This window comes from Streptococcus sanguinis, from assembly GCF_013343115.1.
Classification (GTDB): Bacteria; Bacillota; Bacilli; order Lactobacillales; family Streptococcaceae; genus Streptococcus; species Streptococcus sanguinis_H.
This window is the reverse complement of sequence record NZ_CP054570.1, coordinates 1431663-1457858: the sequence shown is the minus strand read 5'-3', so window position 1 is coordinate 1457858 and position 26196 is coordinate 1431663. Positions and strand designations below refer to the sequence as shown.

The window sequence follows — 26196 nt, the reverse complement described above, 5'->3', positions numbered from 1 at the left end:
TGGTTTAGGAGAATATCATGGTAAAAAATGCTGAAAATGTTTTAAAAAGGGTCATTAGGGAACGTCCCTTGGATAGTCACAAGGGCGACTACGGCCGTCTCTTATTGATTGGGGGGACCTATCCTTATGGGGGCGCAATTATCATGGCAGCTTTGGCAGCAGTCAATAGTGGGGCCGGTCTGGTGACTGTTGCTACAGACAGAGAAAATATCGCCCCTCTGCACAGTCATTTACCGGAGGCCATGGCCTTTGACATAGAGGAGCAAGACCGATTGACAGAGCAGTTGGCTAAATCAGATTTAGTCTTGATTGGTCCAGGCCTAGCAGAGAATCAACTAGGTCTAGATATCCTACAAAGTGTTGTCCAGACTGTGGCAGAACAGCAGATTCTCATTGTGGATGGCGGAGCCATCTCACTCTTTAGCAAAGCAGCTTTGCCATTTCCAAAAGCCCAAACAGTTTTTACCCCTCATCAAAAGGAGTGGGAGGGGTTATCGGGTTTGAACTTGTCAGATCAGACAGCGGCAGCCAATCAGGTGGCGGTCAATCAGCTACCTTTGGGCAGTATTGTCGTGCAGAAAAAGCATGGAACGACCATCTATCAAAGCGGACAAGAGCAAGTCTTTGAGTTGACAGTAGGCGGACCTTATCAGGCAACTGGTGGAATGGGGGATACGCTGGCCGGTATGATTGCCGCATTTGCGGGTCAGTTTAAGTCAAGCAGTCTCTTTGAGCGAGTGGCGGCTGCAACCCTTCTTCATTCCCTTATCGCAGATAAATTGGGTCAGGAAGCTTATGTCGTCCTACCAACGGCAATCAGCAGAGCTATTCCAAGGTGGATGAAGGAGATGAGTCAGTAGACTTTTTCTTAGGTTTTAAGTCAGCTGGGTTTCTTTTGTGGAAGCCCAGTTTTTTTCTAGCTTTTCAGGGGATTTTTAGACTTTGTAATCGGTTTTTTATGCAGTTTTTTGTTATAATAAAAGTTACGGAAAAACTAGAAATGAAAGGAAAAGGACATGCCAGAGTATTTGTCGGTTTCGACCTTGACCAAGTATCTGAAGATGAAGTTTGAGCGGGATCCTTATTTGGAGCGGGTCTATCTGACTGGCCAAGTGTCCAATTTCCGCCGGCGTCCTAATCATCAGTATTTTTCATTGAAAGATGAGAAGGCCGTCATTCAGGTCACGATTTGGTCTGGTGTCTACCAGAAGCTAGGCTTTGAGCTGGAAGAAGGCATGAAAATCAATGTCATCGGCCGGGTGCAGCTCTATGAGCCGAGCGGTTCCTATTCTATTATCATTGAAAAGGCAGAGCCGGATGGTATCGGTGCCTTGGCTATCCAGTTTGAACAGCTCAAGAAAAAACTGGGAGAAGAAGGGCTTTTTCAAGATAAATTCAAGCAAGCCTTGCCCCAGTTTCCTAAGAAAATCGGCGTCGTAACCAGTCCCAGCGGAGCGGTCATCCGAGACATTATCACTACGGTCAGCCGTCGCTTTCCGGGAGTGGAGATTGTCCTTTATCCGACAAAAGTGCAGGGAGATGGTGCTGCAGCTCAGGTTGCTGACCACATCAGACTGGCCAATGAGCGGTCGGATTTGGATGTACTGATTATTGGCCGAGGTGGCGGTTCTATCGAAGATCTCTGGGCTTTCAACGAAGAGAAAACGGTTCGGGCTATTTTTGAGTCCCGGATTCCTGTTATTTCTAGTGTTGGCCATGAGACAGATACGACTTTAGCCGACTTTGTGGCAGATCACAGGGCTGCGACTCCGACGGCTGCGGCTGAGCTAGCAACACTGGTCACCAAGCTAGACCTGCTGGGCCATTTGCAGCAGCAGGAAAACCACATGTCTCGAGCGATGTCCAATCGCCTGAGCTATTATCGAGAGAGGTTAAATAAGCTGACCCAGTCGGTTATCTTTCGACAGCCAGAACGGCTTTACGATGGCCATCTGCAGAAGTTAGATCAGCTTAACCTGCGACTGAAGCAAAAAATTCGCGAATATTATAGTGAAGAGCAACAGCGGGTCAAAATCTTGCAGCATCGTTTGGAAGCATTGAATCCTCTCAGTCGCGTTCAGCGTTTTCAGGAGCAGACTGCCCAGCTGGAGCGTTTGCTGCGCAGCAACATGGCGGTTATTTATGATAACAAGGTGGCTCAAGTCAGGAGATTATCCGAGGCCTTGCTTATGCTGGATACCAGTCGAATCGTGGCGCGTGGCTATGCTATTGTCCAAAAGAATCAAAAGGTTGTCGAGTCAAGTGCCGGCATTGAAGAAAAAGATGAGCTGACCCTGCTTATGCGGGATGGGCAGCTGGAAGTAGAGGTAAAACATGTCCAAAGAAAAGAAATTTGAAGAAAACTTAGCAGACTTGGAAGTCATTGTCCAAAAGCTGGAAAATGGTGATGTAGCGCTGGAAGAGGCGATTGCGGAATTTCAAAAGGGGATGAAACTTTCAAAGGAACTCCAGGCTAGTCTGGACAAGGCTGAAAAGACCTTGGTTAAGGTCATGCAGGCAGACGGCACAGAAACGGAAATGGAATGACAAGAAACGAGAAACTGGAAAAAATTGGTCTGACGATTGAAGATTTTTATAGGTCTCAGCAAGTGTCGTCGGATTTATCAGAAGTTATTTTGTACTCGGTCCAGGCTGGCGGCAAGCGGATTCGTCCCTTACTGCTATTGGAGTTGATTCAAGCTTTTGGCCTAGAGCTGGCTGAGGCCCACTATCAGGTCGCGGCGGCTCTTGAGATGATTCACACTGGCAGCCTTATCCATGATGATTTGCCGGCTATGGATGATGACGATTATCGTCGCGGCCGCTTGACTAGCCATAAGAAGTTTGGAGAGGATATGGCTATTTTAGCGGGTGATTCTCTCTTTTTGGACCCCTATGGACTATTAGCAAGGGCCGAGCTGCCTAGTCAGGTCAAGGTGGACTTGATTTCTGAGTTGTCTCTGGCATCGGGGAGCTTCGGTATGGTCGCAGGACAAGTGCTGGACATGCAAGGCGAAGGCCAAGCAATTAGTTTAGAAGATTTAAAAATCATCCATGCCAATAAGACGGGTAAGCTACTGACCTATCCTTTTGTCGCAGCTGGTTTGATTGTTCAGGCTCAGCAGTCTGTTCAAGACAAGCTTCGTAGGATTGGAGAACTCTTGGGCTTGGCCTTTCAAGTGCGGGATGATATTTTGGATGTGACGGCCAGCTTTGAAGAGCTGGGTAAAACCCCGCAGAAAGATTTAGCTGCGGCCAAGTCGACTTATCCAGCCTTTCTGGGACTGGATGGAGCTAAAAACTTTTTCAATCAGACCCTTGATGAAGCTGTAGACATTCTGAAAGACTTGGAAGAGAAGACAGAGTTTTCAGGCGAAGAAATTCAAAAGATAATAGAAAGTTTGAGATTGAATGGCTAAGGAAAGAGTAGATGTGCTGGCCTACAGGCAAGGGCTCTTTGAGACCAGAGAGCAGGCTAAGCGTGGTGTAATGGCTGGACTGGTTATTGCTGCAGCCAATGGCCAGCGCTTTGACAAGCCGGGTGAAAAGATTGACGCAGCCACAGAGCTGCGCTTAAAAGGCGAGAAACTCAGATATGTCAGCCGCGGCGGCCTCAAGCTAGAAAAGGCTTTGCAAGTGTTTGATATTTCGGTCACTGACCGAGTGACCTTAGATATCGGAGCTTCGACCGGCGGTTTTACAGATGTCATGTTGCAGCACGGAGCTAAGCTGATCTATGCAGTGGATGTCGGTACTAATCAGCTGGCTTGGAAGCTCAGACAGGATGAGCGGGTTGTCAGCATGGAGCAGTTTAATTTTCGCTATGCCCAAAGGACTGACTTTGAACAGGAGCCTAGCTTTGCCAGTATTGACGTCAGCTTTATATCGCTGAGTTTGATTTTGCCGGCTCTGCATGAGATTTTGGCTCGGGATGGCCAAGTGGTCGCCTTAATCAAGCCCCAGTTTGAAGCGGGACGCGAGCAGATTGGGAAAAAAGGGATTGTCAAGGATAAAAAGGTCCATCTGGCAGTTCTGGAAAAGGTCGCAGCATTTATGCTGGAGTCTGGCTTTTCTGTCAGGGGACTGGATTTTTCGCCTATTCAGGGCGGTCAGGGCAATGTAGAATTTCTGGCCTATTTAGAAAAGAGTACAGAGCCGCAGCCTCTTGATTCAGCTATGATGACAGCTGTCGTAGAGGCAGCACATAAGGAATTTAAGGATGAATAAGAAGGATAGATTAGAAAAGATTAGACGCTTTGTCAGTGACTATGACATTGGCACACAGGAGGAAATTGTAGAACATCTCAGGGAGTCTGGGATTACAGCGACCCAGGCTACGGTCTCTAGGGATATCAAAGAGCTGGGGATTGTCAAGATACCGCTCAAGGACAACACTTATATCTACGAGCTGCCTAAGACCATGACCAGCAGTCTGGGCTTGGCTGAAAACAACATCCTATCCTGTCAGGTCTTGGGAAATATGATCAATCTCAGTCTGGTTCCGGGGAGCACAGCACTGGTCAAGCGCCATCTTAGAAGTGAATTTGCTGAGGATATTTTCAGTATCTTGGCAGACAACGACAGTATTTTGATGGTTATGATGACAGAGGAAGCAGCCGCAAGGATTGCGACCATCATTCACCATTGGTAGGAAAGCCTATGTTATTAGAAATTTCGATTAAAAATTTTGCCATAATTGAGGAAATTTCCCTAAATTTTGAGCAAGGTATGACGGTTTTGACCGGGGAAACCGGAGCCGGCAAGTCTATTATTATTGACGCCATGAACATGATGCTGGGCAGCCGTGCTACGACGGATGTTATTCGTCATGGGGCATCCAAAGCTGAGATAGAGGGACTTTTTTCGCTGGAAAATAGCAGAGCTTTGCGAGAGATTTTTGAGGAGCAGGGCTGGGAGCTGACCGATGAGCTAATTATCCGTCGAGAAATTCTGCAAAATGGCCGCAGTGTCAGCCGTATCAATGGTCAGATGGTTAATCTGTCTGTTCTAAAGGCTGTTGGCCAGCACTTAGTGGATATCCATGGTCAGCATGATCAGGAAGAACTGATGAGACCCCAGCTTCATATTGCCATGCTAGATGAGTTTGGAACAGCAGACTTTTTGCATCTCAAGGGTCGCTATCAGGAAACCTTTGACCGCTATCGAAGTCTGCGCAAGCAAGTCCTGACTTTGCAGAAAAATCAGCAGGAGCATAAGGCCAGGATTGAGATGCTGGAGTTTCAGATGGCGGAGATTGAAAGTGCCGCCCTCAAAAGCGGTGAAGATACTGCCCTGCACCAGGAGCGAGACCGTTTGCTCAACCACAAGCTTATTGCCGATACGTTGATGAACGCCTATACTATGCTGGATAATGAAGATTTTTCCAGTCTGACTAATGTCCGCTCAGCTATGAATGACCTTGAGTCTATCGAGGATTACGATCCAGCCTACAAGGAGCTTTCCGGCAGCTTGTCAGAGACTTATTATGTCTTAGAAGATGTCAGCAAGCGCCTAGAGGATATTTTAGATGGACTGGACTTTGACGGAGATCGGCTGCTGCAGGTGGAGAGTCGCCTAGACTTGATTAACAGCATCACGCGTAAATACGGCGGACAAGTAGATGATGTGCTGGATTACTTTGCTCAGATTTCCAAAGAATACAGCCTTTTAACTGGAAGTAACTTGTCCTCGGAGGATATGGACCGAGAGCTGAAGGTATTGGAAAGAGAGCTTGTAGAGCTGGCCCAGGAGCTGAGTCAGGCTCGTCACGGCCTAGCAGCCCAGCTGGAAGCAGAAATCAAGCAAGAGCTGCAGGACCTCTACATGGAAAAGGCGCGTTTTAAAGTGCAGTTCAATAAGGGCAAGTTCAACCGTGAAGGCAATGAACAAGTAGAATTCTACATCTCAGCCAATCCAGGCGAGGATTTCAAACCTTTGGTAAAGGTTGCGTCTGGCGGGGAACTCTCCCGTCTCATGTTGGCTATCAAGTCTGCCTTTTCTCGTAAGGAAGGCAAGACCAGCATTGTCTTTGACGAAGTGGATACGGGCGTTTCTGGCCGAGTGGCCCAGGCTATTGCTCAGAAGATTCACAAGATTGGCTCCAATGGGCAAGTCTTGGCTATTTCCCATCTGCCGCAGGTCATTGCGATTGCCGATTATCAGTTCTTTATTGAGAAGATTTCGGATGAGAATTCGACCGTCTCAACGGTTCGCCTGCTGACGGCTGACGAGCGTGTTCAGGAAGTCGCTAAGATGCTGGCTGGTGAAGATGTGACGGAGGCTGCTTTGACTCAAGCCAGAGAATTATTAAAAAAATAAACAAGCGAGGCTGAGACACTAGTGTTTCGGTCTCCTTTAGGAGGTGGCGCATATGACAGAATATTTTACAATCGGTGATGTCCATGGTAAGGCTAGTATGCTAGATGAGCTGCTCCAGCACTGGGACGGTCGCAGCCAACTAGTCTTTCTAGGCGACTTGATCGATCGAGGCGAGGACAGCCGAGCAGTTTTGGAGCGGGTCAAGGACCTAGTGGACCAAGAAGGAGCTATCTGCCTTTCTGGCAATCACGAGTATATGTTTCTGACTTGGCTGGACAATCCTGAAAAGTCTTATGACCACTACCGACGCAATGGCGGAGATACGACGATTAATTCGCTTTTAGGCCGACCTCTTAATGCTCCTGTAGATGGAGTAGCAGACGCGGAACGTGTCAAGACGGAGACGGCCAATTTAGTAGATTTTATTCGCCAGATGCCTTTCCTATTGGAGACGGAACAGTACATTTTTGTCCATGCTGGCCTAGATTTGGAACTGAAAGACTGGCGAGAGACCAGTGATTATCAAAAAGTTTGGATTCGCGCTCCTTTTCACGAAGGCAGCAATCAGACTGGCAAAAGGATTGTCTTTGGCCATACACCGACATTTTATCTCTTGCATGAGGCGCCAGGTACTAAGCAACTATGGATGACTGAGGATGGCAAGATTGGAATGGATGGCGGAGCTGTCTATGGAGGAGTCCTCCATGGAGTTCTCTTTGGTCATAATGGCATCATAGAGCGGTATGCCATAAAAAATGATGGTTTGGTAGCCGAAGACTGAAAAAGATTGGATTTCCCCAATCTTTTTTTGCTGAGATTCTCTTTGAAAACCAGCTTTTTCCTAAAATTTTCCCCAATAAAGCTAAAAAAGCAGCATGTAAACACTTTTTCATCTAATTTTAAAGAAGCGCAAAAAGATTAAAAAACTAAAACAAGCAGATTAAATTTAGGAAACGCTTGGCCTGAGCTGTGATTTTAGCGAATATTCCCCCACAAAACCATAAAAATTTGGTATAATGTAGTGTAATAACAAGTTAAAATTTAGATACAGAGTAGGAAATCTATGACAAAAATAAAAATCGTAACAGACTCATCTGTAACCATTGAACCAGAGGTTGCTAAGGAATTAGACATTACCATTGTGCCTCTCTCTGTTATGGTGGACGGGGTGGTCTATTCGGATGCGGACCTAGCGGAAGGTGAATTTCTTCGTCTTATGCAGTCTAGTCGCAATCTTCCTAAAACCAGCCAGCCGCCTGTCGGAGTCTTTGCTGATGTTTTTGAGCAATTGGCAGAGGATGGAGCACAGATTATCTCTATTCACATGTCTCACGCCTTGTCAGGGACTGTCGAAGCCGCCCGTCAAGGAGCGACTTTGGCTAATGCTGATGTGACGGTTGTTGATAGTTCTTTCACTGATCAGGCTATGAAGTTTCAGGTCACTGAAGCAGCTAAACTGGCCAAAGAAGGAGCTAGCCTAGAGGAGATTCTGGCTAAAATCGAGGAAGTAAAGGAAAAGACAGAACTCTATATCGGTCTCTCTACCTTAGAAAATCTGGTTAAAGGAGGCCGCATAGGCCGAGTTTCTGGTCTGATTAGCTCCTTGCTTAATATCCGGGTTATCATGCAAATGAAAGATCATCAGCTGGAGCCCATTGTCAAGGGGAGGGGCGCTAAGACCTTTAAGAAATGGCTGGATGATTTGTCAGCAAACCTGCAAAACAAGCAAGTGGCTGAGCTTGGAATTTCCTATGCTGGAAGTCCTGAATTGGCCCAGGAAATGAAGGAAAGTTTACAGCCATATGTCAAGAAACCTATTTCAGTGCTGGAAACAGGGTCTATTATTCAGACACATACAGGGGAAAATGCTTGGGCTGTGCTGATTCGTTACGAATAAAACCATAATAATTTAGAAAATAGCGGCTTAGTACTTGACCTGAAAGCTATTTTTAGATATGATAATATTTGTTAGGGTTATCAACCCAGAAAAAATTTGGAGGATTTGTTAAATGGCTAACAAACAAGATTTGATCGCAAAAGTAGCAGAAGCTACAGAATTGACTAAAAAAGATTCAGCAGCAGCAGTTGATGCTGTATTCGCAGCTGTAACTGAGTACCTTTCAAAAGGTGAAAAAGTTCAACTTATCGGTTTTGGTAACTTTGAAGTTCGTGAGCGTGCAGCACGTAAAGGTCGCAACCCACAAACTGGTAAAGAAATCAAAATCGCAGCTTCTAAAGTACCAGCTTTCAAAGCAGGTAAAGCTCTTAAAGACGCTGTAAAATAATTTTGGTTAATAAAGCCTGATACACTTGCCTCTGGCGAGTATGTCAGGTTTTTCTTTTTGCTTTCAGTTCTTGAGCTCAATAAAAGATTTAGGTGCTTCGAGAAAGTTGATTGATGAACTTTCTTGGAGTTTTTATTTTGCAGTAAAGTGAAGAAATTTGTCTCTAAACAAAAGAAAATGATAAGAGACAAACATTTTTAAAGACTTAAAATAAAAAGTTTAAAATTTTAGTAAAAGTACTTTTAAATCATAGGTGTTTATGATAAAATGAAGGGAACATTTCTTTTTGTGTAATGATTGCGAGATCATTGAAAAAGTTTAGGAGGTAAGAAATGAAATGGAAACCACTTCAGGGCTCACTGCGTCCTGTTAATCCTTTTGGCAGCAAATTTCGCCTGCTGATGGGATTATTTGTTGTGCTTTTTTCAATCTTTCTGCTCCCCATTCAGACCTTGTCTGCCTTGGAGGAGCTGAAGGATGGCACGGATTTGTCCAAGTTGAATATTCATAAGTTTGACTTGAATGTTAACAATGTCAGTGTTCTCTCTAAGTCGGAGGCAATTGAACAGGTTCATCTGACTAATCCAAACTATGAGTATCTGGGAGCAGTTTATCCTGGAGAAATGGAAAATTTCACCATCAAGGTAGACAAGTCTCAAAAAGCAGATCAGGTCTTTAATAAGCCGCTTTCTCTTAAGTTTTCTAATGTGGGAACGGCTTATGGAAAACAAGTAGATGCCTATCTGACTTTTAATAAGGTAACACTCCACTATCTGAGCTCATCTACAGCAGAAGCTCAGATGAATGATGCTCAAAAAAATGCAGTTGAATTTTTCTCTATTTCAGAGTTGTGGGAGAGAAGCGCTTTTGAGATTGGGAATATCCCATATGTGGATGCGGCCCATAATAACATTATGAACAAAGCTTTCTGGGTGGAGGCTGATGTTACAGCAGAGCTACGCTATGCGGATGGTTCGGATACAGATTTGAAGTTGGTTATGAAACCGACTGACATTGATGTAGTTGACGGCTTTGGTCTAAAAGAGTCTTTCTATATTAATGATTATAAAAATGCTGTTGATAAGCGCTTGATGAACAATGCCAATGCTTTGAATCAAACAGATCAGAGCGGTCGAACAATTTGGGAAGCAACGACTTCAACTAGCGGTGCTGCTAATGAAAACAACATCTCTGGTTTGGCCGTTCGTTCTGCAGATAACACGTTGAATTTCGGTTATTTATCAACAGAAGCTTGCTCGGCAGTCTTTGGTCTTTATATTGAAAAAGTTGATCCCAAGCCTGTCTTAGAAGTGGATCCAGTTAAGATTCCAGCTAAGGAAGGTCAAGAGGTGACTTATAAGGGAACCTTCAAGATTCCAGTTCCTGGTAAGGATATTTTGGCTACCCCGACTACTATTGAGATGACTGAAACCTTTAACGAGCGTCTGGATTACAAGGAGCTCAAGGTTGAGGCTGGCGGTAATGCCTTGCAGGAAGGTCGTGATTACACGATTGAAAAGAAAGGCCAGACCGTTACGGTCAAGATGACACCTGAGTATGTTAAAGCAAATTCTTCTCAGGATATTGTCATTACCTACAAGACTGCAACTAATCAAAAGGTAGCAGAAAAGGGTGCTGCAACGATTGAAAATACAGTGACTTTAAAAGTAGACAATCTTTCAGCACCATCTAATCAAGTTACTACTGACTTGCTCTATGAAAAGAAACATGAATTTGTCAGTGGCACTGCTGGTAAGGAACTCCCGCAGGAAATCAAAGACCTAACACCAGAAACAGAAAAGAATCTGGAGAATGGTACTAAGACCACCCCGACACAACCGGCTAAGACGGAAGTGCAGACCGCCGATGGAACTTGGATCTTTAAGTCTTACGACAAGGCAGAAGAGACGATTAACGGAGCAGATGCGCACTTTGTTGGTACATGGGACTTTACACCAGCGCCAACCTATAAGGCGACTCACGAGTTCGTTAGTGGTACATCAGATAAGGAATTGCCACAAGCAGTGAAGGATTTGCTTCCAGCCGACAAGCCTGATTTGGCAGATAGCACCAAGGCTACTCCAACACAACCAGTCAAGACGGAAGTGAAAACAACCGACGGTACATGGATCTTCAAGTCTTACGATAAGAACGAAGAGACGATCAATGGAGCAGACGCTCACTTTGTTGGTACCTGGGACTTTACACCGGCGCCAACTTACAAGGCAACTCACGAGTTCGTTAGTGGTACAGCAGGTAAGGAACTTCCACAAGAAGTGAAAGCTTTGCTTCCAAGCGATAAATCTGATTTGGCAGACGGCACTAAGACCACTCCAACGCAACCAGTCAAGACAGAAGTTGAAACATCTGATGGCAGCTGGAGCTTCCAGTCATATAACAAGAACGAAGCAACCATTAATGGTGCAGATGCTAAATTTGTTGGAACTTGGACGTTTGTGGCGAAGCCTAGCCCGGCACCAACTTACAAGTCAACCCATGAATTTGTCAGCGGTACAGCAGGTAAGGAATTGCCACAAGAAGTGAAATCCTTACTTCCGACTGATAAATCTGATTTAGCCGACGGTAGCAAGACCACTCCAACACAGCCGGTGAAGACAGAAGTTGAAACATTTGATGGCAGCTGGAGCTTCCAGTCATATGACAAGAACGAAGCAACCATTAATGGTGCAAATGTTCACTTTGTCGGTACTTGGACTTTCGCAGCTGACTCAACTACGCTTACTGGCACTGTGAACTGGATTGACAATGATAACGGTGCAGGTCGCCGACCACAGAGTGTCCTTGTTCACTTAATTGCAGATGGACAGGATACAGGCATCAGCGTAACTGTTGATGAGGCGATGGGCTGGAAATACAGCTTTGAAAACCTACCTCGCTTCAAGGATGGAAAAGAAATCGTCTATAGTGTCCGCGAGGACGAAGTGGAAGGCTACAGCAATCAAGCTGAAGGTATGAATGTAACCAATCGCTTGCTTGTAGATGCTCAAGTTAAAGAGATTGGCAAGAAACGAATTCTGCCTAAGACCGGCCAAGATACATCTATCTGGATGCTGATTCTTGGATTCTTGACTCTTGGAGGAGCAGTTGGCTTGACCAAACGTCAGCGTGACTAAGAGTAAGCTTCAGTAAAATACCTTGAAAATATAGAATATATGAAAAGTCTGTTGTCTCAACTTTTGTTGGGAATAGCAGGCTTTTTATTTTTCAAGGAAAGATAAGCATTATAAGCAGTCAAATGCTTGAATTTTTCATAAAATTAAAAATAAGTTTGTATTTTTCTAGTAAATATGGTAAACTATTTTAGTAAAAAATTATACAAAGGAGACTGTTGATGAAGACAAAAACATTAGCACTCGTAAATGGACTTGTTGGACTTATTGGTGGTATTATTCTACTTTTGTGGCCTTTCTTCATTTGGGTTATTTATTTTATGCTAGGTGTATTTGACATCCTGAAAATTGCAATCCTAGCTTTGGGGATTGCTGGTATTGTCTACTATAAGGATGACAATCGTGTAGGACCAGCAGGCTCTATCTTGATGATTGTAGGTGGAATTTTTACCTTTAATGACTTCTTGGGTTGGATTGGTGCTATTCTTTCTATCATAGGTGGTTCCCTTTATTTAGCAAGCTTGAAGAGATTCCAAGCATAGAGCGAGGTTTGGAAAAAGATATTAGTTTAAAGCTTGCATTGCCTTAAATGGATAAGCAATCATGCAGAAGCAGGAGGCTGAACTTTGGTTAGTTCTGCCCTGCTTTTTTCTTTTTAGCTTATTTACAATCATTCTTAATAGCCAAGTAAGCCTAGTCATGGTATAATGGTAATGACTTAGATGAGAGGCTATAACGGAGTAAATAATGAAACAAGAACATCAGCATGATTTTGACCAAGTAATTGGCCATTTGCGCGCCAAGGGCGTGCGTATTACAGAAACGCGGAAGGCGGTAATTGACTATATTATCCAAAGTCACGACCATCCGAGCGCTGAAATGATATATCAGGACTTGAAGCCCAATTTCCCTAATATGAGTCTGGCAACAGTCTATAATAATCTCAAGGTTCTGATTGATGAGGGTTTTGTCGCTGAGCTCAAGGTTCGCAATGATACGACAACCTACTTTGACTTTATGGGCCATCAGCACCTCAATGTCATCTGTGAAAAGTGCGGCCGTATTGCTGATATGGAGCTGGAACTTCCGGATGTGAAGCATGAGGCTGAAGTACAGACTGGCTACCACATCACCCAAAGCCAAACGACTGTCTATGGCCTATGCCCCCAATGCCAGCAGGAGGCGGTGTGACTGCGAGGATGATTAGGAGCTTTTTGGAGCCTCAAAGACGAACAAAGTTGTGACTCGCTTCGCAAATTCTATCTGCAACTTCAAAGCAGCAATTTGACAATCGGCTATTGCGTCAAGATTCTATTTCTAATAAAAAGCAAGGCTAGAACTTATGTCTCTTAGCCTTTTTCTATGTGTTTTAGCAAGGCATGTTCGCAGGATATCATCTGAGCTTAGAGACGTTGGTACCTAGTCAAGTACAGCACTTAGCAAGATCAGATATTTTAAGGACAACCCCTTATATACTTATGCTATTATTTTACAGGCCAATTCTCTTTTGATATAATGAAAGCAGAATAAAGCCTTGTACAAAGAGATTCAAAGAGTTCTGAAGGATTTACAATATAAGTAAATTCATCATAAGTCTGTAGTATCGAAATCTTTAAGGGGTATTACTTTGTGGGTAGGTTAGATTTTTAGGAGGTCTTATGTTCTGGAGAAGAGATTGGGAGGAAGAGATATCAGGAAGCAGAGAATCACCTTTTTTGGAATGCCGTCATCTTCTTTTTGAAGGGGAATCGGACTATCCTATTTGTCCTTCCTGTGGCAAGCTAATAAAGGAAAATCTTCCTCAAAACAGTGTGGATCGCTCACGTCTTTTTCTTATTTATCAAAAAGTGAAGCGAGTATGGAGTGTCAAAATTGGGATTACTTCAACACTGCTCATTATCATTCTATCTTATTGGTTGCCACAGGTTATAGGTGGCTGGTTTCTATGGACAGGCGACTATGGATTTAGTAGATTTATTCCTTCTAGTTCTCATAATCCCACCTTATTTAGTGTGACACTTTTTGGCTACATTCCCTTATTTATCCTTTTTGTAGCAAGAGAGCGTGTTAAGCGATTTTTTACCTTCTCTTTGAGGATTGAGCATTTTCATAAAATTCTTTATTCTTGGCCAGTTCAGCTTACTCTCTTTATCTTTGTTATCATCTTATTAAGTGCTTATATGCCTAAGTTTTACGAAATGGAAGGAGAATCGTTGATTGTCAAGCAAATTCAGCTAACTCCCGCCCAGCAGACTAAGGGAGTAGAGCTCTTTGTCTTTGTCAATATGCTTTGTAACTGGATAGTAGCAGGCTTGTTGGCCATTCATCAACTGATAGACAGGCGGCGGACTTGGTGGCTTAAGGAAGCCAACGAGGTTTATCTATCTGGTGGGTGTTAGGGCAAAGGTTTCTGCTCGGAAATACAAAAGCGCTTTCTTGTTGAAAAAGGTCTGATTTGACGAAATAGGCTAGCTTTTTAGGCGAAAATTTTGTAAAATAGAATAGATAAACGGGGGTTTCCTCGGAAAATAAAAGGAGAATCCATCTAATGGTAAAATTAGTTTTTGCTCGCCACGGTGAGTCTGAATGGAACAAAGCTAACCTTTTCACTGGTTGGGCTGATGTTGACTTGTCTGAAAAAGGTACTCAGCAAGCAATCGACGCTGGTAAACTGATTAAAGAAGCTGGTATCGAGTTTGACCAAGCTTACACTTCAGTTTTGAAGCGTGCGATTAAGACAACTAACCTTGCTTTGGAAGCGGCTGATCAGCTTTGGGTACCAGTTGAAAAATCATGGCGCTTGAATGAGCGTCACTATGGCGGTCTGACTGGTAAAAACAAGGCAGAAGCAGCTGAGCAATTTGGTGATGAACAAGTGCATATCTGGCGTCGTTCATACGATGTATTGCCTCCAGCAATGCCACGTGATGATGAGTACTCAGCACACACTGACCGTCGTTATGCTTCACTTGACGACTCAGTAATTCCAGATGCTGAAAACTTGAAAGTGACACTTGAGCGTGCCCTTCCATTCTGGGAAGACAAGATTGCTCCAGCTTTGAAAGATGGCAAAAATGTCTTTGTAGGTGCACACGGTAACTCTATCCGTGCTCTTGTGAAGCACATCAAACAATTGTCTGACGATGAAATCATGGATGTGGAAATTCCAAACTTCCCACCATTGGTATTCGAATTTGACGAAAAATTGAACGTAGTAAAAGAATACTACCTTGGAAAATAAGCTTAAAGGAATCTGAGATTATTCTCAGGTTCTTTGCTTTTCCAGAGAGGAAGAACAAGGATTGCTGGAAGTCTAGCCGGCAAGTCTTTTCTGTTCCGAGGTTTAGCGGATTTCCTCTAAACTCGTCCACATTTTCAGATTTTCTATCAGTTTTGAAACATTCATTGAGCTGGATTTATGGTAAAATAAAGTTCAGAACTTTTACTAGAATGAGAGAGAAGATGGCAAGGAAGAAGAGAAAATTTGACAGTCATTCCATCACCAGAAGGCTTTATCTGCTGTTTGGGATTGTGATGTTTTTGTTTTTAGCCTTGATTGCCCGTCTGGGCTATATGCAGGTGGTCAATCAGGACTTTTATACGGATAAGTTGGCCAAGGCCAGCAAGACCAAGATTACCACTAGCTCAGTTCGTGGGCAGATTTATGATGCTACCGGCAAGCCCTTGGTGGAAAATACGACCAAGCAGGTGGTGACCTATACACGGGATAATCGGCTGACGGCTGGAGAGATTCGAGCGACAGCTCAAAAGCTCCTGACCTATGTCAATGTCAGCGATACTGAGGTGACAGAACGCCAAGAGGTGGATTATTATTTGGCGGACAGCGCAGTCTATCAGGAAGTGGTGGAAAAGCTGCCCAAGGACAAGAAATTTGATACTGACGGCAATCGCCTGCCTGAGTCCAAAATCTATAAGGCGGCAGCTGAGAGCATTGACCCTAAGCAGCTGGGCTATACGGATGAGGAAAAGAAGGCCATCGTTCTCTTTAGTCAGATGAATGCAATTTCCAACTTTGCGACGGGGACCATCCAGACAGATCCGCTGACAACAGAGCAGGTGGCTGTACTGGCTTCTAGCAGCAAAGAGCTGCCGGGTATCAGTGTCTCAACGGGCTGGGACCGCAAGGTCTTGGATACCTCACTGGCTTCCATCGTGGGTAATATCTCGACAGAAAAGACTGGACTTCCGGCTGAGGAAGTGGATGATTACCTGAAAAAAGGCTACTCCCTCAATGACCGGGTGGGGACCTCCTATTTGGAAAAGCAGTATGAGTCAGTCCTGCAAGGCAAGCGAGCTGAGAAGGAGATTCATCTGGACAAAAATGGTAATATGGAGAGTGTGGAAAATATCTCTGACGGCAGTAAGGGCGACAATCTCAAGCTGACGGTGGACTTGAGCTTCCAGCAGGGAGTGGAGGACATTCTCAAAAATGCCTTTAATGCAGAGTTGGCTAGTGGCAATGCAACTTACTCTGAGGGTGTTTATGCCGTAGCTATGGATCCCAATACCGGCGCCGTTTTAGCCATGGCAGGCATCCGGCACGATCTGGAAACGGGAGAAAGCTCGGTCGATGCTCTGGGGACCATGACTAATGTCTTTGTTCCGGGATCTGTTGTCAAGGCTGCAACTCTGACCTCGGGCTGGGAGAATAATGCCATTAGCGGCAACCAAGTCCTGACAGACCAGCCGATTAGCTTTGGCGGTACGGACAGTATCACTTCTTGGTTTACCCAGTATGGTTCACGTGCTATCACAGCCCAAGAGGCCTTGGAATACTCTTCCAATACCTATATGGTGCAGGTAGCGCTGAAGATGATGGGGACGCCTTACTCAGCGGATATGAAGCTGGATTTTGATGAGCTGGATCCGTCCATGAAAAAGCTACGGTCGACTTTTGCGGAGTATGGTCTGGGCACTTCGACAGGGATTGATTTGCCAAATGAGTCCACAGGTTATCTTCCAGATAAGTTTACCTTTGCCAACTATCTGACCAATTCTTTCGGCCAGTTTGACAACTATACAACGCTTCAGCTGGCCCAGTATGCCTCAACAGTAGCTAATAACGGCAAGCGTGTAGCTCCGCATATTGTTGAAGGCATTTACGGTAACAGCGACCAAGGAGGACTCGGTGATTTGGTGCAGAAAATTGACACCAAGGATCTGAACCAGGTCAATATCTCTGACGAAGATATGAGCATTATCAAGCAAGGCTTCTATCAAGTGGTTCATGGCAGCAGTGGCTTTACGACTGGCCGGACCATTTCCCAGGGAGAGAGCGTGCCAATCAGTGCCAAGACTGGTACGGCTGAGACCTTTGTGGACAAGGGCAAGAAAGAAGCCATCAATACCAATGTCGTGTCCTATGCACCAAGTGAGAAACCGCAGATTGCGGTGGCGGTGGTGTTCCCTCACAATACGGACCTATCTTCTACTGTCAGCCACAGTATCACTCGTGATATTATCAATCTATACAATCAACAACACCCTATGAATTAGTGCTCAATGAAAATCATCAGCAAACGGAGAAAGCTTAAGTTGTCAGTGCTCAAGTAGAGCAATCTGGTTTGAGGAGATTTTTTGAGAATAGAGAAAGGATTTTATGCTTTACCCAACCCCTATTGCCAATCTGATTGACAGTTTTTCAAAACTGCCCGGCATTGGCATCAAAACAGCCACTCGACTGGCTTTTTACACTATTGGCATGAGCGATGACGATGTCAATGAATTTGCTAAGAATCTGCTGGCAGCTAAGCGTGAGCTGAGCTACTGCTCTGTTTGCGGCAACTTGACGGACGAAGACCCTTGTGCTATCTGTCAAGACCAGTCGCGCGATCAATCGACTATTTTGATCGTTGAGGACAGCCGAGATGTGTCAGCCATGGAAAATATCCAGGAATACCACGGACTTTATCATGTCTTGCACGGCTTGATTTCACCTATGAACGGCGTTGGACCGGACGACATCAATCTCAAGAGTCTGATTACTCGTCTGATGGATAGTGAAGTGACGGAGGTTATCGTCGCGACCAATGCGACTGCGGATGGCGAAGCGACCTCCATGTACATCTCACGGGTTCTGAAGCCCGCTGGGATTAAGGTGACTCGGCTAGCGCGTGGTTTGGCGGTTGGCTCCGACATTGAATATGCGGACGAGGTTACATTGATTCGCGCTATCGAAAATCGGACGGAATTATAAACATAAAGGATTTTTCTGGCTCTAGCTGGCTGGAAGAGTCCTTTTTTCTGTTCAAAAATGCTGGGAATTGTGATATACTAAAACGGACTGATACAGAAGCTCCTGCTTAGAAGAATCCATCAGCTAGATTGATGCAAAACCAAGATTTTTGGGTTGTTTTATTTCGAGCTGGCAGCTTTTGTAAATCGTACTATTTTTAGAAAATGATAGGAAAAATCATGGCAAAACAAAGATTGATTTTATTGTATGGCGGACGCAGTGCAGAGCGGGAAGTTTCGGTTTTATCAGCTGAGAGCGTCATGCGGGCTGTCAATTATGATAGATTCTCGGTGAAGACTTACTTCATCACCAAGGATGGAGATTTTATCCAAACTCAGGAATTTGAAGCAAAGCCAGCGGCTGATGAGAAGCTGATGACCAATGCCACAGTTGATATGTCTCAGAAGATCAAGCCCAGCGATATTTACGAAGATGGAACAGTGGTCTTTCCAGTCTTGCATGGTCCCATGGGCGAAGATGGCTCTATTCAAGGCTTCCTAGAAGTGCTCAAAATGCCTTATGTCGGCTGTAATATTTTGTCTTCTAGCCTAGCCATGGATAAAATTACGACCAAGCGAGTGCTGGAATCGGCAGGCATTGCCCAAGTGCCTTATGTAGCGCTGGTTGATGGAGAGGATCTAGAGCAAAAGATTCAAGAAATCGAGGAGAAATTGACCTATCCAGTCTTCACCAAACCTTCCAATATGGGCTCTAGTGTCGGCATTTCTAAATCGGAGAACCAAGCAGAACTGCGTGCTTCTCTGGACCTGGCTTTCAAATACGACAGCCGGGTACTGGTTGAGCAAGGAGTGACGGCTCGCGAGATTGAGGTTGGACTTCTGGGCAATGTTGACGTCAAGAGTACCCTGCCTGGAGAAGTGGTCAAGGACGTGGCTTTCTATGACTACGAAGCCAAATACATTGATAATAAGATTACCATGGATATTCCGGCCAAGATTCCAGACGAAGTGGTGAGTCTGATGCGTCAAAATGCAGAGGCCGCTTTCCGAGCTCTGGGGGGGCTGGGACTGTCCCGCTGTGATTTCTTCTATGCTGAAGATGGTCAGGTCTTCCTTAATGAGCTCAATACCATGCCAGGTTTTACCCAGTGGTCTATGTATCCATTGCTTTGGGAAAATATGGGGCTGGCTTATCCTGACTTGATTGAGAAGTTAGTTGGTCTAGCTGAAGAGGCATTTGCTAAGAGAGAGGCGCATCTTCTCTAAAATATGATATAATAGAGGGGCTGAAAATTTTCGGTCCTTTCTTTTTGCGAGCAAACCGAAAAACGAGGAAGAAGTATGATATTAGATTTATATGAAATTGCAGAAGTCTTGTCTGCGAAAAATGATGTGACTCAGTTTGAAAATGTCGTGCTAAGAAATGCTGAGTTTGATAGCCGCTTGATTGGCTCAGGTGACCTCTTTGTGCCGCTTAAGGGAGCGCGTGACGGTCACAATTTTATCCCAACAGCCTTTGCTCAGGGAGCTGCTGCCACCCTATCTGAGCGTCCAGTGGCAGAGGGGGCTTATATCTTGGTCGATGATGTCCTGACAGCCTTTCAGCGCTTGGCCCAATATTATCTGGAAAAGATGCAGGTGGATGTTCTGGCAGTGACAGGTTCCAACGGTAAAACGACGACTAAGGATATGCTGGCTCAGCTACTAGCAACCAGTTACAAAACCTATAAGACACAAGGTAATTACAACAACGAAATCGGTCTGCCCTACACGATTCTTCACATGCCTGAGAATACAGAGAAACTTGTCTTAGAAATGGGGCAGGATCACTTGGGCGATATCCATCTCCTGTCTGAACTTGCCAAACCTAAGACGGGCATTGTAACTCTGGTCGGAGAAGCCCATCTGGAATTTTTCGGCAGCCGAGCTGAGATTGCTCAAGGCAAGATGCAGATTGCAGACGGTTTGAGAAAAGATGGTCTCTTGATTGTTCCGGCGGATAAGATTGTCAATGAATTTCTGCCAGCAGACTGCAAACTAGTTCGCTTTGGTCCTGATTCGGATATCTTCCTGACGCGTCTGGAAGAGCGCAAGGACAGCTTGAGCTTTGAATGCAACTTTTTAGAGCAAAGGATTGACCTGCCTGTGACCGGTAAGTACAATGCGACCAACGCCATGATTGCGGCCTATGCAGCTCTGCAGGAGGGTGTATCTGAGGCGGCAATTGCTCAAGCCTTTTCTGAGCTGGAGCTGACCCGCAATCGAACGGAGTGGAAGAAAGCTTCCAATGGCGCAGATATCCTATCGGATGTCTACAATGCCAATCCAACAGCCATGCGCTTGATTCTGGAGACTTTCTCGACCATTCCGACCAATCCAGGCGGACGAAAATTGGCAGTGCTGGCGGATATGAAAGAGCTGGGAGCGGACTCTAAGTCCATGCATGGCTCGATGATTACCAGTCTCAATCCAGAAATTGTGACCGACCTTTTCCTCTATGGACAGGACATGGAAGCCCTCTATGACTATGCCAAGGAGATTTACCCGCCAGGCAAGGTGCAATACTTTATCAAAAATGACGAGAAAGACCAGTTTGAACAGCTGAAACAAGCTGTCAGAGAGAAGCTGACTCCTGCCGACCAAATTCTTCTCAAAGGCAGCAATTCTATGAATCTGGCGAAGCTGGTAGAGGACTTGGAAGATGGAAACTAAAGAAATTGCAAAAACCATTCAACGTCTCCTTTCTATTACAGAGACAGGTCTAGCATTTAGTCGTGATGAATTTGATCGAGAACGTTACTTAGAACTCCGTCAGCTTTTGGGACACCTCCTGGCTGATTGGTCAGATTTGGATGGGAAAGAATTGGCAGAGCTGTTGCGCCCAACGGATTTTTATGCCACTCCTTTGATTGATGTCCGAGCTGTACTGGTTCGAGACGGAAAAGTCTGTTTAGTCAAGGGTAAAAATGAGAAAACTTGGGCTTTACCAGGCGGCTTTTGTGAAGTCGGCCTATCTCCTAAGGAAAATATCGTCAAGGAAGTCCAAGAAGAAACGGGATTTAATGTTTCAGTTTCTCGTCTGCTTGCAATTTTTGATACTAATAAATTTCAATTTCAGAGTAAGCAATATGCTAAACTGGTCTTCGAGTGTCAGATAGAGGATGGAGATTTTCAGCCTAATACAGAAATAGAAGAGTTAGCTTTCTTTGCTATCCAATCTTTACCAGAATTATCTTCTAAGCGGACGACAAAAGAACAGTTGGAAATCCTTTGGGAGATTTATCAAGGAGATAGAGAACAGTATTTGGATTAGTGAAGTAAGTTTCTGGGATACTTTTTGTCTGAAAAAGCTAGAAATTATTGCAACAACAGGCAGACTCAGCCTTGTTCAAACCTTATATTAGAATGGGAGCCTAGGAGATGGGAATAAGAGATATGTTTACAACTTATAAAACCGAACCGCCTCAACTGGGACTTTGGTATTTTGTTCTTTTGGGGCTGGTCTTTGCGATTATCTGGCTTTCCTATCGCTACTACAATCGGAAGCCTTACCAGCAGCTATTTGTCGGGATGCAAGCTTGCCAGCTGATAGGCCTCTACTCTTGGTATATACTGACTGCTGCCCCGCTGTCTGAGAGTTTGCCTTTTTATCATTGCAGAATGGCCATGTTTGCCTTGATGTTTCTGCCTAATCGCTCAGTTTATAAATTCTATTTTGCTCTTTTGGGGACTTTTGGCTCGATTGTAGCCTTTATTTATCCGATTTTTGATCCTTACCCTTTTCCCCATATCACTATTTTGTCCTTTATCATCGGCCATCTAGCGCTCTTGGGAAATTGTTTGATTTATCTTTTCAGATATTATCATACTTTCTCTATGAACTGGCAGCGAGTGGTGTGGACGACCTTTCTGATGAATGCGTTTTTGCTTGTTATCAATATGTTGACAAAGGGTTCTTATGGATTTCTTACAGATCCGCCGCTTGTTGGCAATCACGGGCTCCTGCTCAATTATCTGCTTGTCTCAATTGTCTTAAGTGCAGCAGTTTGCTTGGTTTCTGAAATTTTTAAGCGCGTCGAGCAGACCAAGACAGTCACCCTAACCTAATCATCTAACGGAGGATTTATGAAAGATTTTTTAACTACGACAAAAACGGTGGCACCGCCTATCTCGATTTTATGGTATGCTGTGATGATTGCTCTGGTCTTGCTGTCTATTTGGAGCTCGCTCAAATATCATGATAATCCGCGTTTTGTTAAAGCTTTTAAGTGGATTCAGATTGCCCAGCTGCTGATGCTTTATAGCTGGTATTTTGGTTTTCGAATTCCCTTTTCCAATAGTCTGCCCTTCTATCATTGCCGCTTGGCGATGTTTGCAGTGGTCTTTCTGCCAGATAAATGGCGCAGCAAGCAGTATTTTGCTCTATTAGGAGCCAGCGGAGCGGTCTTTGCCTTGGGCTATCCAGTCTTTGACCCCTACGATTTCCCGCACATTACCAGCTTCTCTTTCCTGATTGGTCACTATGCTCTCTTGGTTAATTCCTTGATTTATCTGATGAATCACTACGACAAGAGCCTGCTCAAGAAATATATGATTGTAGCTTACACCTTTGGGCTCAATCTTTTCCTAGTCGGCGTTAATCAAGTGACAGGAGGCAATTACGGTCTGCTAAAAAGTCCGCCTTTTATCCCTAACGCACCCCTATGGCTAAAGTATCTTCTTGTGTCAGTCATCCTTTCTCTGGCTCTGGTTCTCTTTGATATATTGTTTAAGAAACGGTGGAAAAAGCAGTTAAGTTTGGTCCGCAGTTAATTCATCTCAAGTTTACAAGTCCTGTCAAGTTAATGTGGCAGGAGTTTTTTTAAATTAGGAAGCCTTATCACGCCCTGCTTTGCTTCTAGTAACAAACGGACTATTTGTCTATCAACTCTTTAAGCTGGTCGAGCTAGACGCTTCTATTAGCAGAATGAAACATCCCAAATTTTGGGCTTTCTTAACAACTGGCGGATGGCTTGATCCTCTATCTCTTGAAACGGAATAAGGCCATTTTTTCCATGACAGCTGAAGAGAAAGAAGAACTGGAAATCAGAAAATTGCCTGCTCAATTTACTGGGGTTGAACTCAATCTTTGCAATTTGTGCCATTGTTAGATTTTAAAGGAAATTTAGTTGACGTGGGAGAATAGAATCGCTCGGAAGGGCGATTTTTATCTTCTTTAGATAATTGAAAAAAAGCGCTAAATCCGCTATAATAGGTAGGTTGAAAGGATTGAAAGACTCCGATCTAAAATAAAAAAACAAATACTAAGATTTACCATTATCCTAAATGAAAGAAAGAGAAGAAGATGACTTTACAAGAAGAAATTAAGAAACGCCGGACTTTTGCCATTATCTCCCACCCGGACGCGGGGAAGACGACCATCACGGAGCAGTTGCTCTACTTCGGAGGCGAGATTCGTGAAGCTGGAACGGTCAAGGGGAAAAAGACGGGTAATTTTGCCAAGTCTGACTGGATGGATATTGAGAAGCAGCGGGGGATTTCAGTGACTTCCTCTGTCATGCAGTTTGACTACGATGGCAAGCGGGTCAATATCCTGGATACACCGGGGCACGAGGACTTTTCAGAAGATACTTATCGGACCTTGATGGCAGTGGATGCTGCGGTCATGGTTATTGACTCGGCCAAGGGTATTGAGGCTCAGACCAAGAAATTGTTTGAGGTTGTCAAGCATCGTGGTATTCCAGTCTTCACTTTTATGAACAAGCTGGATCGTGACGGTCGCGAGCCTTTGGACTTGTTGGAAGAATTGGAAGAGATTTTGGGTATTGCCAGCTATCCGATGAATTGGCCAATTGGCGTGGGGAAGAGCTTTGAGGGTCTTTATGATCTCTACAATGAGCGGCTGGAGCTTTATAAGGGTGAGGAGCGCTTTGCAACTCTGGCAGAAGGCGATCAACTGTTTACTTCTAACCCTTTCTATGAGCAAGTTAAGGAAGACATTGAGCTCTTGAGCGAAGCTGGGAATGAATTCTCAGAAGAAGCGATTTTGGAGGGCAAACTGACACCTGTTTTCTTTGGCTCAGCTCTGACCAACTTTGGCGTCCAGACTTTCCTGGAAACCTTCCTTAAGTTTGCTCCGGAACCGCATGGCCACAAGAAGACAGATGGCGAGGTAGTCGAGCCGCTCAGTCCAGACTTTTCAGGTTTTGTCTTTAAAATTCAGGCCAATATGGACCCGCGCCACCGTGACCGTATCGCCTTTGTCCGTATCGTTTCTGGAGAGTTTGAGCGCGGTATGAGTGTCAATCTGCCACGTACTGGCAAGTCCGCCAAACTGTCCAATGTTACCCAGTTTATGGCTGAGAGTCGTGAGAATGTGACCAATGCCGTAGCCGGTGATATTATCGGGGTTTATGATACGGGGACTTATCAGGTTGGTGATACCTTGACTGTAGGCAAGAATAAGTTTGAATTTGAACCTCTGCCAACCTTTACTCCTGAAATCTTTATGAAGGTTTCAGCCAAGAATGTCATGAAGCAAAAATCCTTCCATAAGGGGATTGAACAGCTGGTGCAAGAGGGAGCCATCCAGCTTTATACCAACTACCAGACAGGCGAGTACATGCTGGGTGCTGTCGGTCAGCTCCAGTTTGAGGTCTTCAAGCACCGTATGGAAAATGAATACAACGCTGAAGTGGTCATGAATCCTATGGGCAAAAAGACTGTCCGTTGGATTTCGCCAGATGACTTAGACGAGCGTATGTCTTCTAGCCGTAACATCCTAGCTAAAGACCGCTTTGATCAGCCTGTCTTCCTCTTTGAAAATGACTTCGCCCTGCGCTGGTTTGCGGACAAGTATCCGGATGTTAAGTTGGAAGAGAAGATGTAACTCATCGGCGAAAAATAATCGTTTTCGCCTCTTCGTGTCGTAGTGAATGGGATTGTTATGATTGTATAACAAACTAAAGTTACTAAGGCCGAGTTCTATTGGAGCCTTGCTAGCCGCCTGACTAATCTCATCGGGCGAGGCAGTTAGTTAATTTGCTTGATTTTGTGCTTCAATATTGCATATTTACTTGCAAGAACAGTTTAGGAAGTTGGGGGATAGTTTATTAGAGAATCATTCTATCTCGTAGAAAGGAGCTCCATGTTTCTGGAAAGAAAACTAAAAGATCAGTCTGTCTGGATCAACATTGACTCAGATAGTTTCAAAAAGAATGCCCGGATTTATCAGGATTATGAAATTGATAAAGAGACCATCGAGTATGCGCTGGATAAGAACGAGCGGGCTCACATGGATTACAATCGTGAGAATGGAACTGTTGTCTTTATCTACAATGTCCTTGATCTAGCGACAGATAAGGAACATTATGAGACGATTCCTATGACCTTTGTGGTGCAACAGAGACGGCTCATTACGATCAGCAACCAGGATAATGCCTATGTTGTCGATATGATGAAGTCTTATACTGAGCGTCATGAGCCAGTATCGGTCTATAAGTTTCTCTTTGCTAGTCTAGAGTTGATCTCCAATTCTTACTATCCGGTTGTTGAGCGGATGGACAAGCGTAAGGATGAGATTAATGCTCTCCTGCGTCAGACCACTACCAAAAAGCATCTTTTTGCCCTGTCAGACTTGGAAACTTCTATGGTCTATCTAGTTGCTGCAGCTAAGCAGAATCGCATGCTCCTAGAGCATATCAAAAGTCATGGCATTTATCGCCGTTTTGATGAATTAGAAACCGAGCAGTTTGAGGATGCTATGATTGAGGCTCGTCAGCTCGTTTCGATGACTGATCTGATTGCTCAAGTTCTCAGCCAGCTCTCTGGCTCCTACAATAACATCCTGAACAACAATCTGAATGACAATTTGACGGTCTTGACCATTATTTCGGTCCTTTTGGCAGTACTCGCAGTTATCACGGGTTTCTTTGGTATGAATGTTCCTCTGCCCTTGTCTAATGATAAAAACGCCTGGATTTATATTGTTGTCATTAGTCTAATCATCTGGGGACTTCTAACCAAGCTTCTTAAATGGTTAGCCAATAAGAAGTAAATATTTGAAATTATTTTCCCTATAACAAGCACTGAGAATGGTGCTTGTTTTTTTTCTTACTTAGGAAAGAAAATGATTGGTACAGTTGGTCTATATTTAAAAAACTGTTATTTTGTGTTAGAAAATATAACATAAAAATTATAATTTTTATTGCATAAAATTTCATAATAAAGTATAATATAAAACAATT

The 26196-nt window shown here is 44.4% G+C and carries 25 protein-coding genes and 1 pseudogene; all 26 read left to right on the top strand.

Annotation, left to right across the window (positions count from 1 at the left end; genetic code table 11):
- Window positions 1-17: 17 nt before the first annotated feature.
- The 26 genes and pseudogenes from FOC72_RS06915 to FOC72_RS06800 all read left to right on the top strand — a co-directional run bounded on the left by FOC72_RS06915 (window position 18) and on the right by FOC72_RS06800 (window position 26006).
- Complete coding sequence (locus FOC72_RS06915) at window positions 18-860, top strand: NAD(P)H-hydrate dehydratase (protein ID WP_002896142.1); 843 nt, start codon at window positions 18-20, stop codon at window positions 858-860.
- Window positions 836-1072 (top strand): hypothetical protein, encoded by a 237-nt coding sequence (locus FOC72_RS11670; RefSeq protein ID WP_002896141.1) that lies wholly within the window; start codon window positions 836-838, stop codon window positions 1070-1072. The genes FOC72_RS06915 and FOC72_RS11670 overlap by 25 nt, the downstream gene beginning before the upstream one ends.
- On the top strand, window positions 1017-2357 hold the full coding sequence (xseA, locus tag FOC72_RS06910; protein ID WP_002896139.1) for an exodeoxyribonuclease VII large subunit: 1341 nt from the start codon (window positions 1017-1019) through the stop codon (window positions 2355-2357). The genes FOC72_RS11670 and xseA overlap by 56 nt, the downstream gene beginning before the upstream one ends.
- The gene (locus tag FOC72_RS06905; RefSeq protein ID WP_002896137.1) at window positions 2335-2547 is read left to right on the top strand and encodes an exodeoxyribonuclease VII small subunit; all 213 of its coding nucleotides are present in this window, start codon (window positions 2335-2337) and stop codon (window positions 2545-2547) included. Before xseA ends, FOC72_RS06905 begins: the two co-directional genes overlap by 23 nt.
- Window positions 2544-3419 carry a polyprenyl synthetase family protein gene (locus FOC72_RS06900; protein ID WP_002896134.1) on the top strand — a complete coding sequence of 292 codons (876 nt, stop codon included), beginning with the start codon at window positions 2544-2546 and terminating at the stop codon, window positions 3417-3419. Before FOC72_RS06905 ends, FOC72_RS06900 begins: the two co-directional genes overlap by 4 nt.
- Entirely contained in the window at window positions 3412-4227 is an 816-nt protein-coding gene (locus tag FOC72_RS06895; protein WP_002896133.1) for a TlyA family RNA methyltransferase, read from the top strand. The genes FOC72_RS06900 and FOC72_RS06895 overlap by 8 nt, the downstream gene beginning before the upstream one ends.
- A complete protein-coding gene (locus FOC72_RS06890; RefSeq protein WP_002896131.1) occupies window positions 4220-4651 on the top strand; it encodes an arginine repressor in 432 nt (143 codons plus the stop codon). Before FOC72_RS06895 ends, FOC72_RS06890 begins: the two co-directional genes overlap by 8 nt.
- A gap of 8 nt (window positions 4652-4659) precedes the next feature.
- Window positions 4660-6318: a DNA repair protein RecN gene (gene recN, locus FOC72_RS06885; RefSeq protein ID WP_002896130.1), complete on the top strand. Its 1659-nt coding sequence runs from the start codon at window positions 4660-4662 to the stop codon at window positions 6316-6318.
- Between the two features lie 52 nt (window positions 6319-6370).
- On the top strand, window positions 6371-7099 hold the full coding sequence (locus tag FOC72_RS06880; protein WP_002896128.1) for a metallophosphoesterase: 729 nt from the start codon (window positions 6371-6373) through the stop codon (window positions 7097-7099).
- 282 nt (window positions 7100-7381) lie between these two features.
- Window positions 7382-8215, top strand: a complete 834-nt coding sequence (locus tag FOC72_RS06875) for a DegV family protein (RefSeq protein WP_002896127.1) — start codon at window positions 7382-7384, stop codon at window positions 8213-8215.
- Between the two features lie 112 nt (window positions 8216-8327).
- Complete coding sequence (locus FOC72_RS06870; protein ID WP_002896125.1) at window positions 8328-8603, top strand: HU family DNA-binding protein; 276 nt, start codon at window positions 8328-8330, stop codon at window positions 8601-8603.
- A 332-nt stretch (window positions 8604-8935) separates the two neighbouring features.
- The gene (locus FOC72_RS06865) at window positions 8936-11737 is read left to right on the top strand and encodes an LPXTG-anchored SHIRT domain periscope protein (RefSeq protein WP_002896123.1); all 2802 of its coding nucleotides are present in this window, start codon (window positions 8936-8938) and stop codon (window positions 11735-11737) included.
- Window positions 11738-11955: 218 nt separating this feature from the next.
- On the top strand, window positions 11956-12276 hold the full coding sequence (locus FOC72_RS06860) for a hypothetical protein (RefSeq protein WP_002896121.1): 321 nt from the start codon (window positions 11956-11958) through the stop codon (window positions 12274-12276).
- A 205-nt stretch (window positions 12277-12481) separates the two neighbouring features.
- A complete protein-coding gene (locus tag FOC72_RS06855; RefSeq protein ID WP_002896119.1) occupies window positions 12482-12925 on the top strand; it encodes a Fur family transcriptional regulator in 444 nt (147 codons plus the stop codon).
- A 467-nt stretch (window positions 12926-13392) separates the two neighbouring features.
- A complete protein-coding gene (locus tag FOC72_RS06850) occupies window positions 13393-14133 on the top strand; it encodes a hypothetical protein (RefSeq protein ID WP_002896116.1) in 741 nt (246 codons plus the stop codon).
- A 149-nt stretch (window positions 14134-14282) separates the two neighbouring features.
- The gene (locus FOC72_RS06845; RefSeq protein WP_002896114.1) at window positions 14283-14975 is read left to right on the top strand and encodes a phosphoglycerate mutase; all 693 of its coding nucleotides are present in this window, start codon (window positions 14283-14285) and stop codon (window positions 14973-14975) included.
- A gap of 209 nt (window positions 14976-15184) precedes the next feature.
- Entirely contained in the window at window positions 15185-17251 is a 2067-nt protein-coding gene (gene pbp2b / locus FOC72_RS06840) for a penicillin-binding protein PBP2B (protein ID WP_002896113.1), read from the top strand.
- Window positions 17252-17354: 103 nt separating this feature from the next.
- Entirely contained in the window at window positions 17355-17951 is a 597-nt protein-coding gene (gene recR, locus FOC72_RS06835; protein WP_002896112.1) for a recombination mediator RecR, read from the top strand.
- A gap of 218 nt (window positions 17952-18169) precedes the next feature.
- A complete protein-coding gene (locus FOC72_RS06830; protein WP_032914220.1) occupies window positions 18170-19216 on the top strand; it encodes a D-alanine--D-alanine ligase in 1047 nt (348 codons plus the stop codon).
- A 75-nt stretch (window positions 19217-19291) separates the two neighbouring features.
- Window positions 19292-20662 (top strand): UDP-N-acetylmuramoyl-tripeptide--D-alanyl-D-alanine ligase, encoded by a 1371-nt coding sequence (locus FOC72_RS06825; RefSeq protein ID WP_002896110.1) that lies wholly within the window; start codon window positions 19292-19294, stop codon window positions 20660-20662.
- Window positions 20652-21263, top strand: a complete 612-nt coding sequence (locus FOC72_RS06820; protein WP_002896109.1) for an NUDIX hydrolase N-terminal domain-containing protein — start codon at window positions 20652-20654, stop codon at window positions 21261-21263. Before FOC72_RS06825 ends, FOC72_RS06820 begins: the two co-directional genes overlap by 11 nt.
- Before the next feature lie 107 nt (window positions 21264-21370).
- Window positions 21371-22057: a YwaF family protein gene (locus FOC72_RS06815; RefSeq protein WP_002896108.1), complete on the top strand. Its 687-nt coding sequence runs from the start codon at window positions 21371-21373 to the stop codon at window positions 22055-22057.
- Between the two features lie 18 nt (window positions 22058-22075).
- A complete protein-coding gene (locus FOC72_RS06810) occupies window positions 22076-22762 on the top strand; it encodes a YwaF family protein (RefSeq protein WP_002896107.1) in 687 nt (228 codons plus the stop codon).
- 79 nt (window positions 22763-22841) lie between these two features.
- Window positions 22842-23107: pseudogene (locus FOC72_RS11730) on the top strand (hypothetical protein).
- A 187-nt stretch (window positions 23108-23294) separates the two neighbouring features.
- Window positions 23295-24839 carry a peptide chain release factor 3 gene (locus tag FOC72_RS06805; RefSeq protein ID WP_002896105.1) on the top strand — a complete coding sequence of 515 codons (1545 nt, stop codon included), beginning with the start codon at window positions 23295-23297 and terminating at the stop codon, window positions 24837-24839.
- A gap of 258 nt (window positions 24840-25097) precedes the next feature.
- Window positions 25098-26006: a magnesium transporter CorA family protein gene (locus FOC72_RS06800; RefSeq protein WP_002896103.1), complete on the top strand. Its 909-nt coding sequence runs from the start codon at window positions 25098-25100 to the stop codon at window positions 26004-26006.
- The last annotated feature ends 190 nt before the right edge of the window (window positions 26007-26196 follow it).

Excerpts from the sequence above, each read along its gene's own strand:
- FOC72_RS06915 (WP_002896142.1), top strand. The coding sequence starts at position 18 with ATGGTAAAAAATGCTGAAAATGTTTTAAAAAGGGTCATTAGGGAACGT.
- xseA (WP_002896139.1), top strand. The coding sequence starts at position 1,017 with ATGCCAGAGTATTTGTCGGTTTCGACCTTGACCAAGTATCTGAAGATG.
- FOC72_RS06905 (WP_002896137.1), top strand. The coding sequence starts at position 2,335 with ATGTCCAAAGAAAAGAAATTTGAAGAAAACTTAGCAGACTTGGAAGTC.
- FOC72_RS06900 (WP_002896134.1), top strand. The coding sequence starts at position 2,544 with ATGACAAGAAACGAGAAACTGGAAAAAATTGGTCTGACGATTGAAGAT.
- FOC72_RS06895 (WP_002896133.1), top strand. The coding sequence starts at position 3,412 with ATGGCTAAGGAAAGAGTAGATGTGCTGGCCTACAGGCAAGGGCTCTTT.
- FOC72_RS06890 (WP_002896131.1), top strand. The coding sequence starts at position 4,220 with ATGAATAAGAAGGATAGATTAGAAAAGATTAGACGCTTTGTCAGTGAC.
- recN (WP_002896130.1), top strand. The coding sequence starts at position 4,660 with ATGTTATTAGAAATTTCGATTAAAAATTTTGCCATAATTGAGGAAATT.
- FOC72_RS06880 (WP_002896128.1), top strand. The coding sequence starts at position 6,371 with ATGACAGAATATTTTACAATCGGTGATGTCCATGGTAAGGCTAGTATG.
- FOC72_RS06875 (WP_002896127.1), top strand. The coding sequence starts at position 7,382 with ATGACAAAAATAAAAATCGTAACAGACTCATCTGTAACCATTGAACCA.
- FOC72_RS06870 (WP_002896125.1), top strand. The coding sequence starts at position 8,328 with ATGGCTAACAAACAAGATTTGATCGCAAAAGTAGCAGAAGCTACAGAA.
- FOC72_RS06865 (WP_002896123.1), top strand. The coding sequence starts at position 8,936 with ATGAAATGGAAACCACTTCAGGGCTCACTGCGTCCTGTTAATCCTTTT.
- FOC72_RS06860 (WP_002896121.1), top strand. The coding sequence starts at position 11,956 with ATGAAGACAAAAACATTAGCACTCGTAAATGGACTTGTTGGACTTATT.
- FOC72_RS06855 (WP_002896119.1), top strand. The coding sequence starts at position 12,482 with ATGAAACAAGAACATCAGCATGATTTTGACCAAGTAATTGGCCATTTG.
- FOC72_RS06850 (WP_002896116.1), top strand. The coding sequence starts at position 13,393 with ATGTTCTGGAGAAGAGATTGGGAGGAAGAGATATCAGGAAGCAGAGAA.
- FOC72_RS06845 (WP_002896114.1), top strand. The coding sequence starts at position 14,283 with ATGGTAAAATTAGTTTTTGCTCGCCACGGTGAGTCTGAATGGAACAAA.
- pbp2b (WP_002896113.1), top strand. The coding sequence starts at position 15,185 with ATGAGAGAGAAGATGGCAAGGAAGAAGAGAAAATTTGACAGTCATTCC.
- recR (WP_002896112.1), top strand. The coding sequence starts at position 17,355 with ATGCTTTACCCAACCCCTATTGCCAATCTGATTGACAGTTTTTCAAAA.
- FOC72_RS06830 (WP_032914220.1), top strand. The coding sequence starts at position 18,170 with ATGGCAAAACAAAGATTGATTTTATTGTATGGCGGACGCAGTGCAGAG.
- FOC72_RS06825 (WP_002896110.1), top strand. The coding sequence starts at position 19,292 with ATGATATTAGATTTATATGAAATTGCAGAAGTCTTGTCTGCGAAAAAT.
- FOC72_RS06820 (WP_002896109.1), top strand. The coding sequence starts at position 20,652 with ATGGAAACTAAAGAAATTGCAAAAACCATTCAACGTCTCCTTTCTATT.
- FOC72_RS06815 (WP_002896108.1), top strand. The coding sequence starts at position 21,371 with ATGGGAATAAGAGATATGTTTACAACTTATAAAACCGAACCGCCTCAA.
- FOC72_RS06810 (WP_002896107.1), top strand. The coding sequence starts at position 22,076 with ATGAAAGATTTTTTAACTACGACAAAAACGGTGGCACCGCCTATCTCG.
- FOC72_RS06805 (WP_002896105.1), top strand. The coding sequence starts at position 23,295 with ATGACTTTACAAGAAGAAATTAAGAAACGCCGGACTTTTGCCATTATC.
- FOC72_RS06800 (WP_002896103.1), top strand. The coding sequence starts at position 25,098 with ATGTTTCTGGAAAGAAAACTAAAAGATCAGTCTGTCTGGATCAACATT.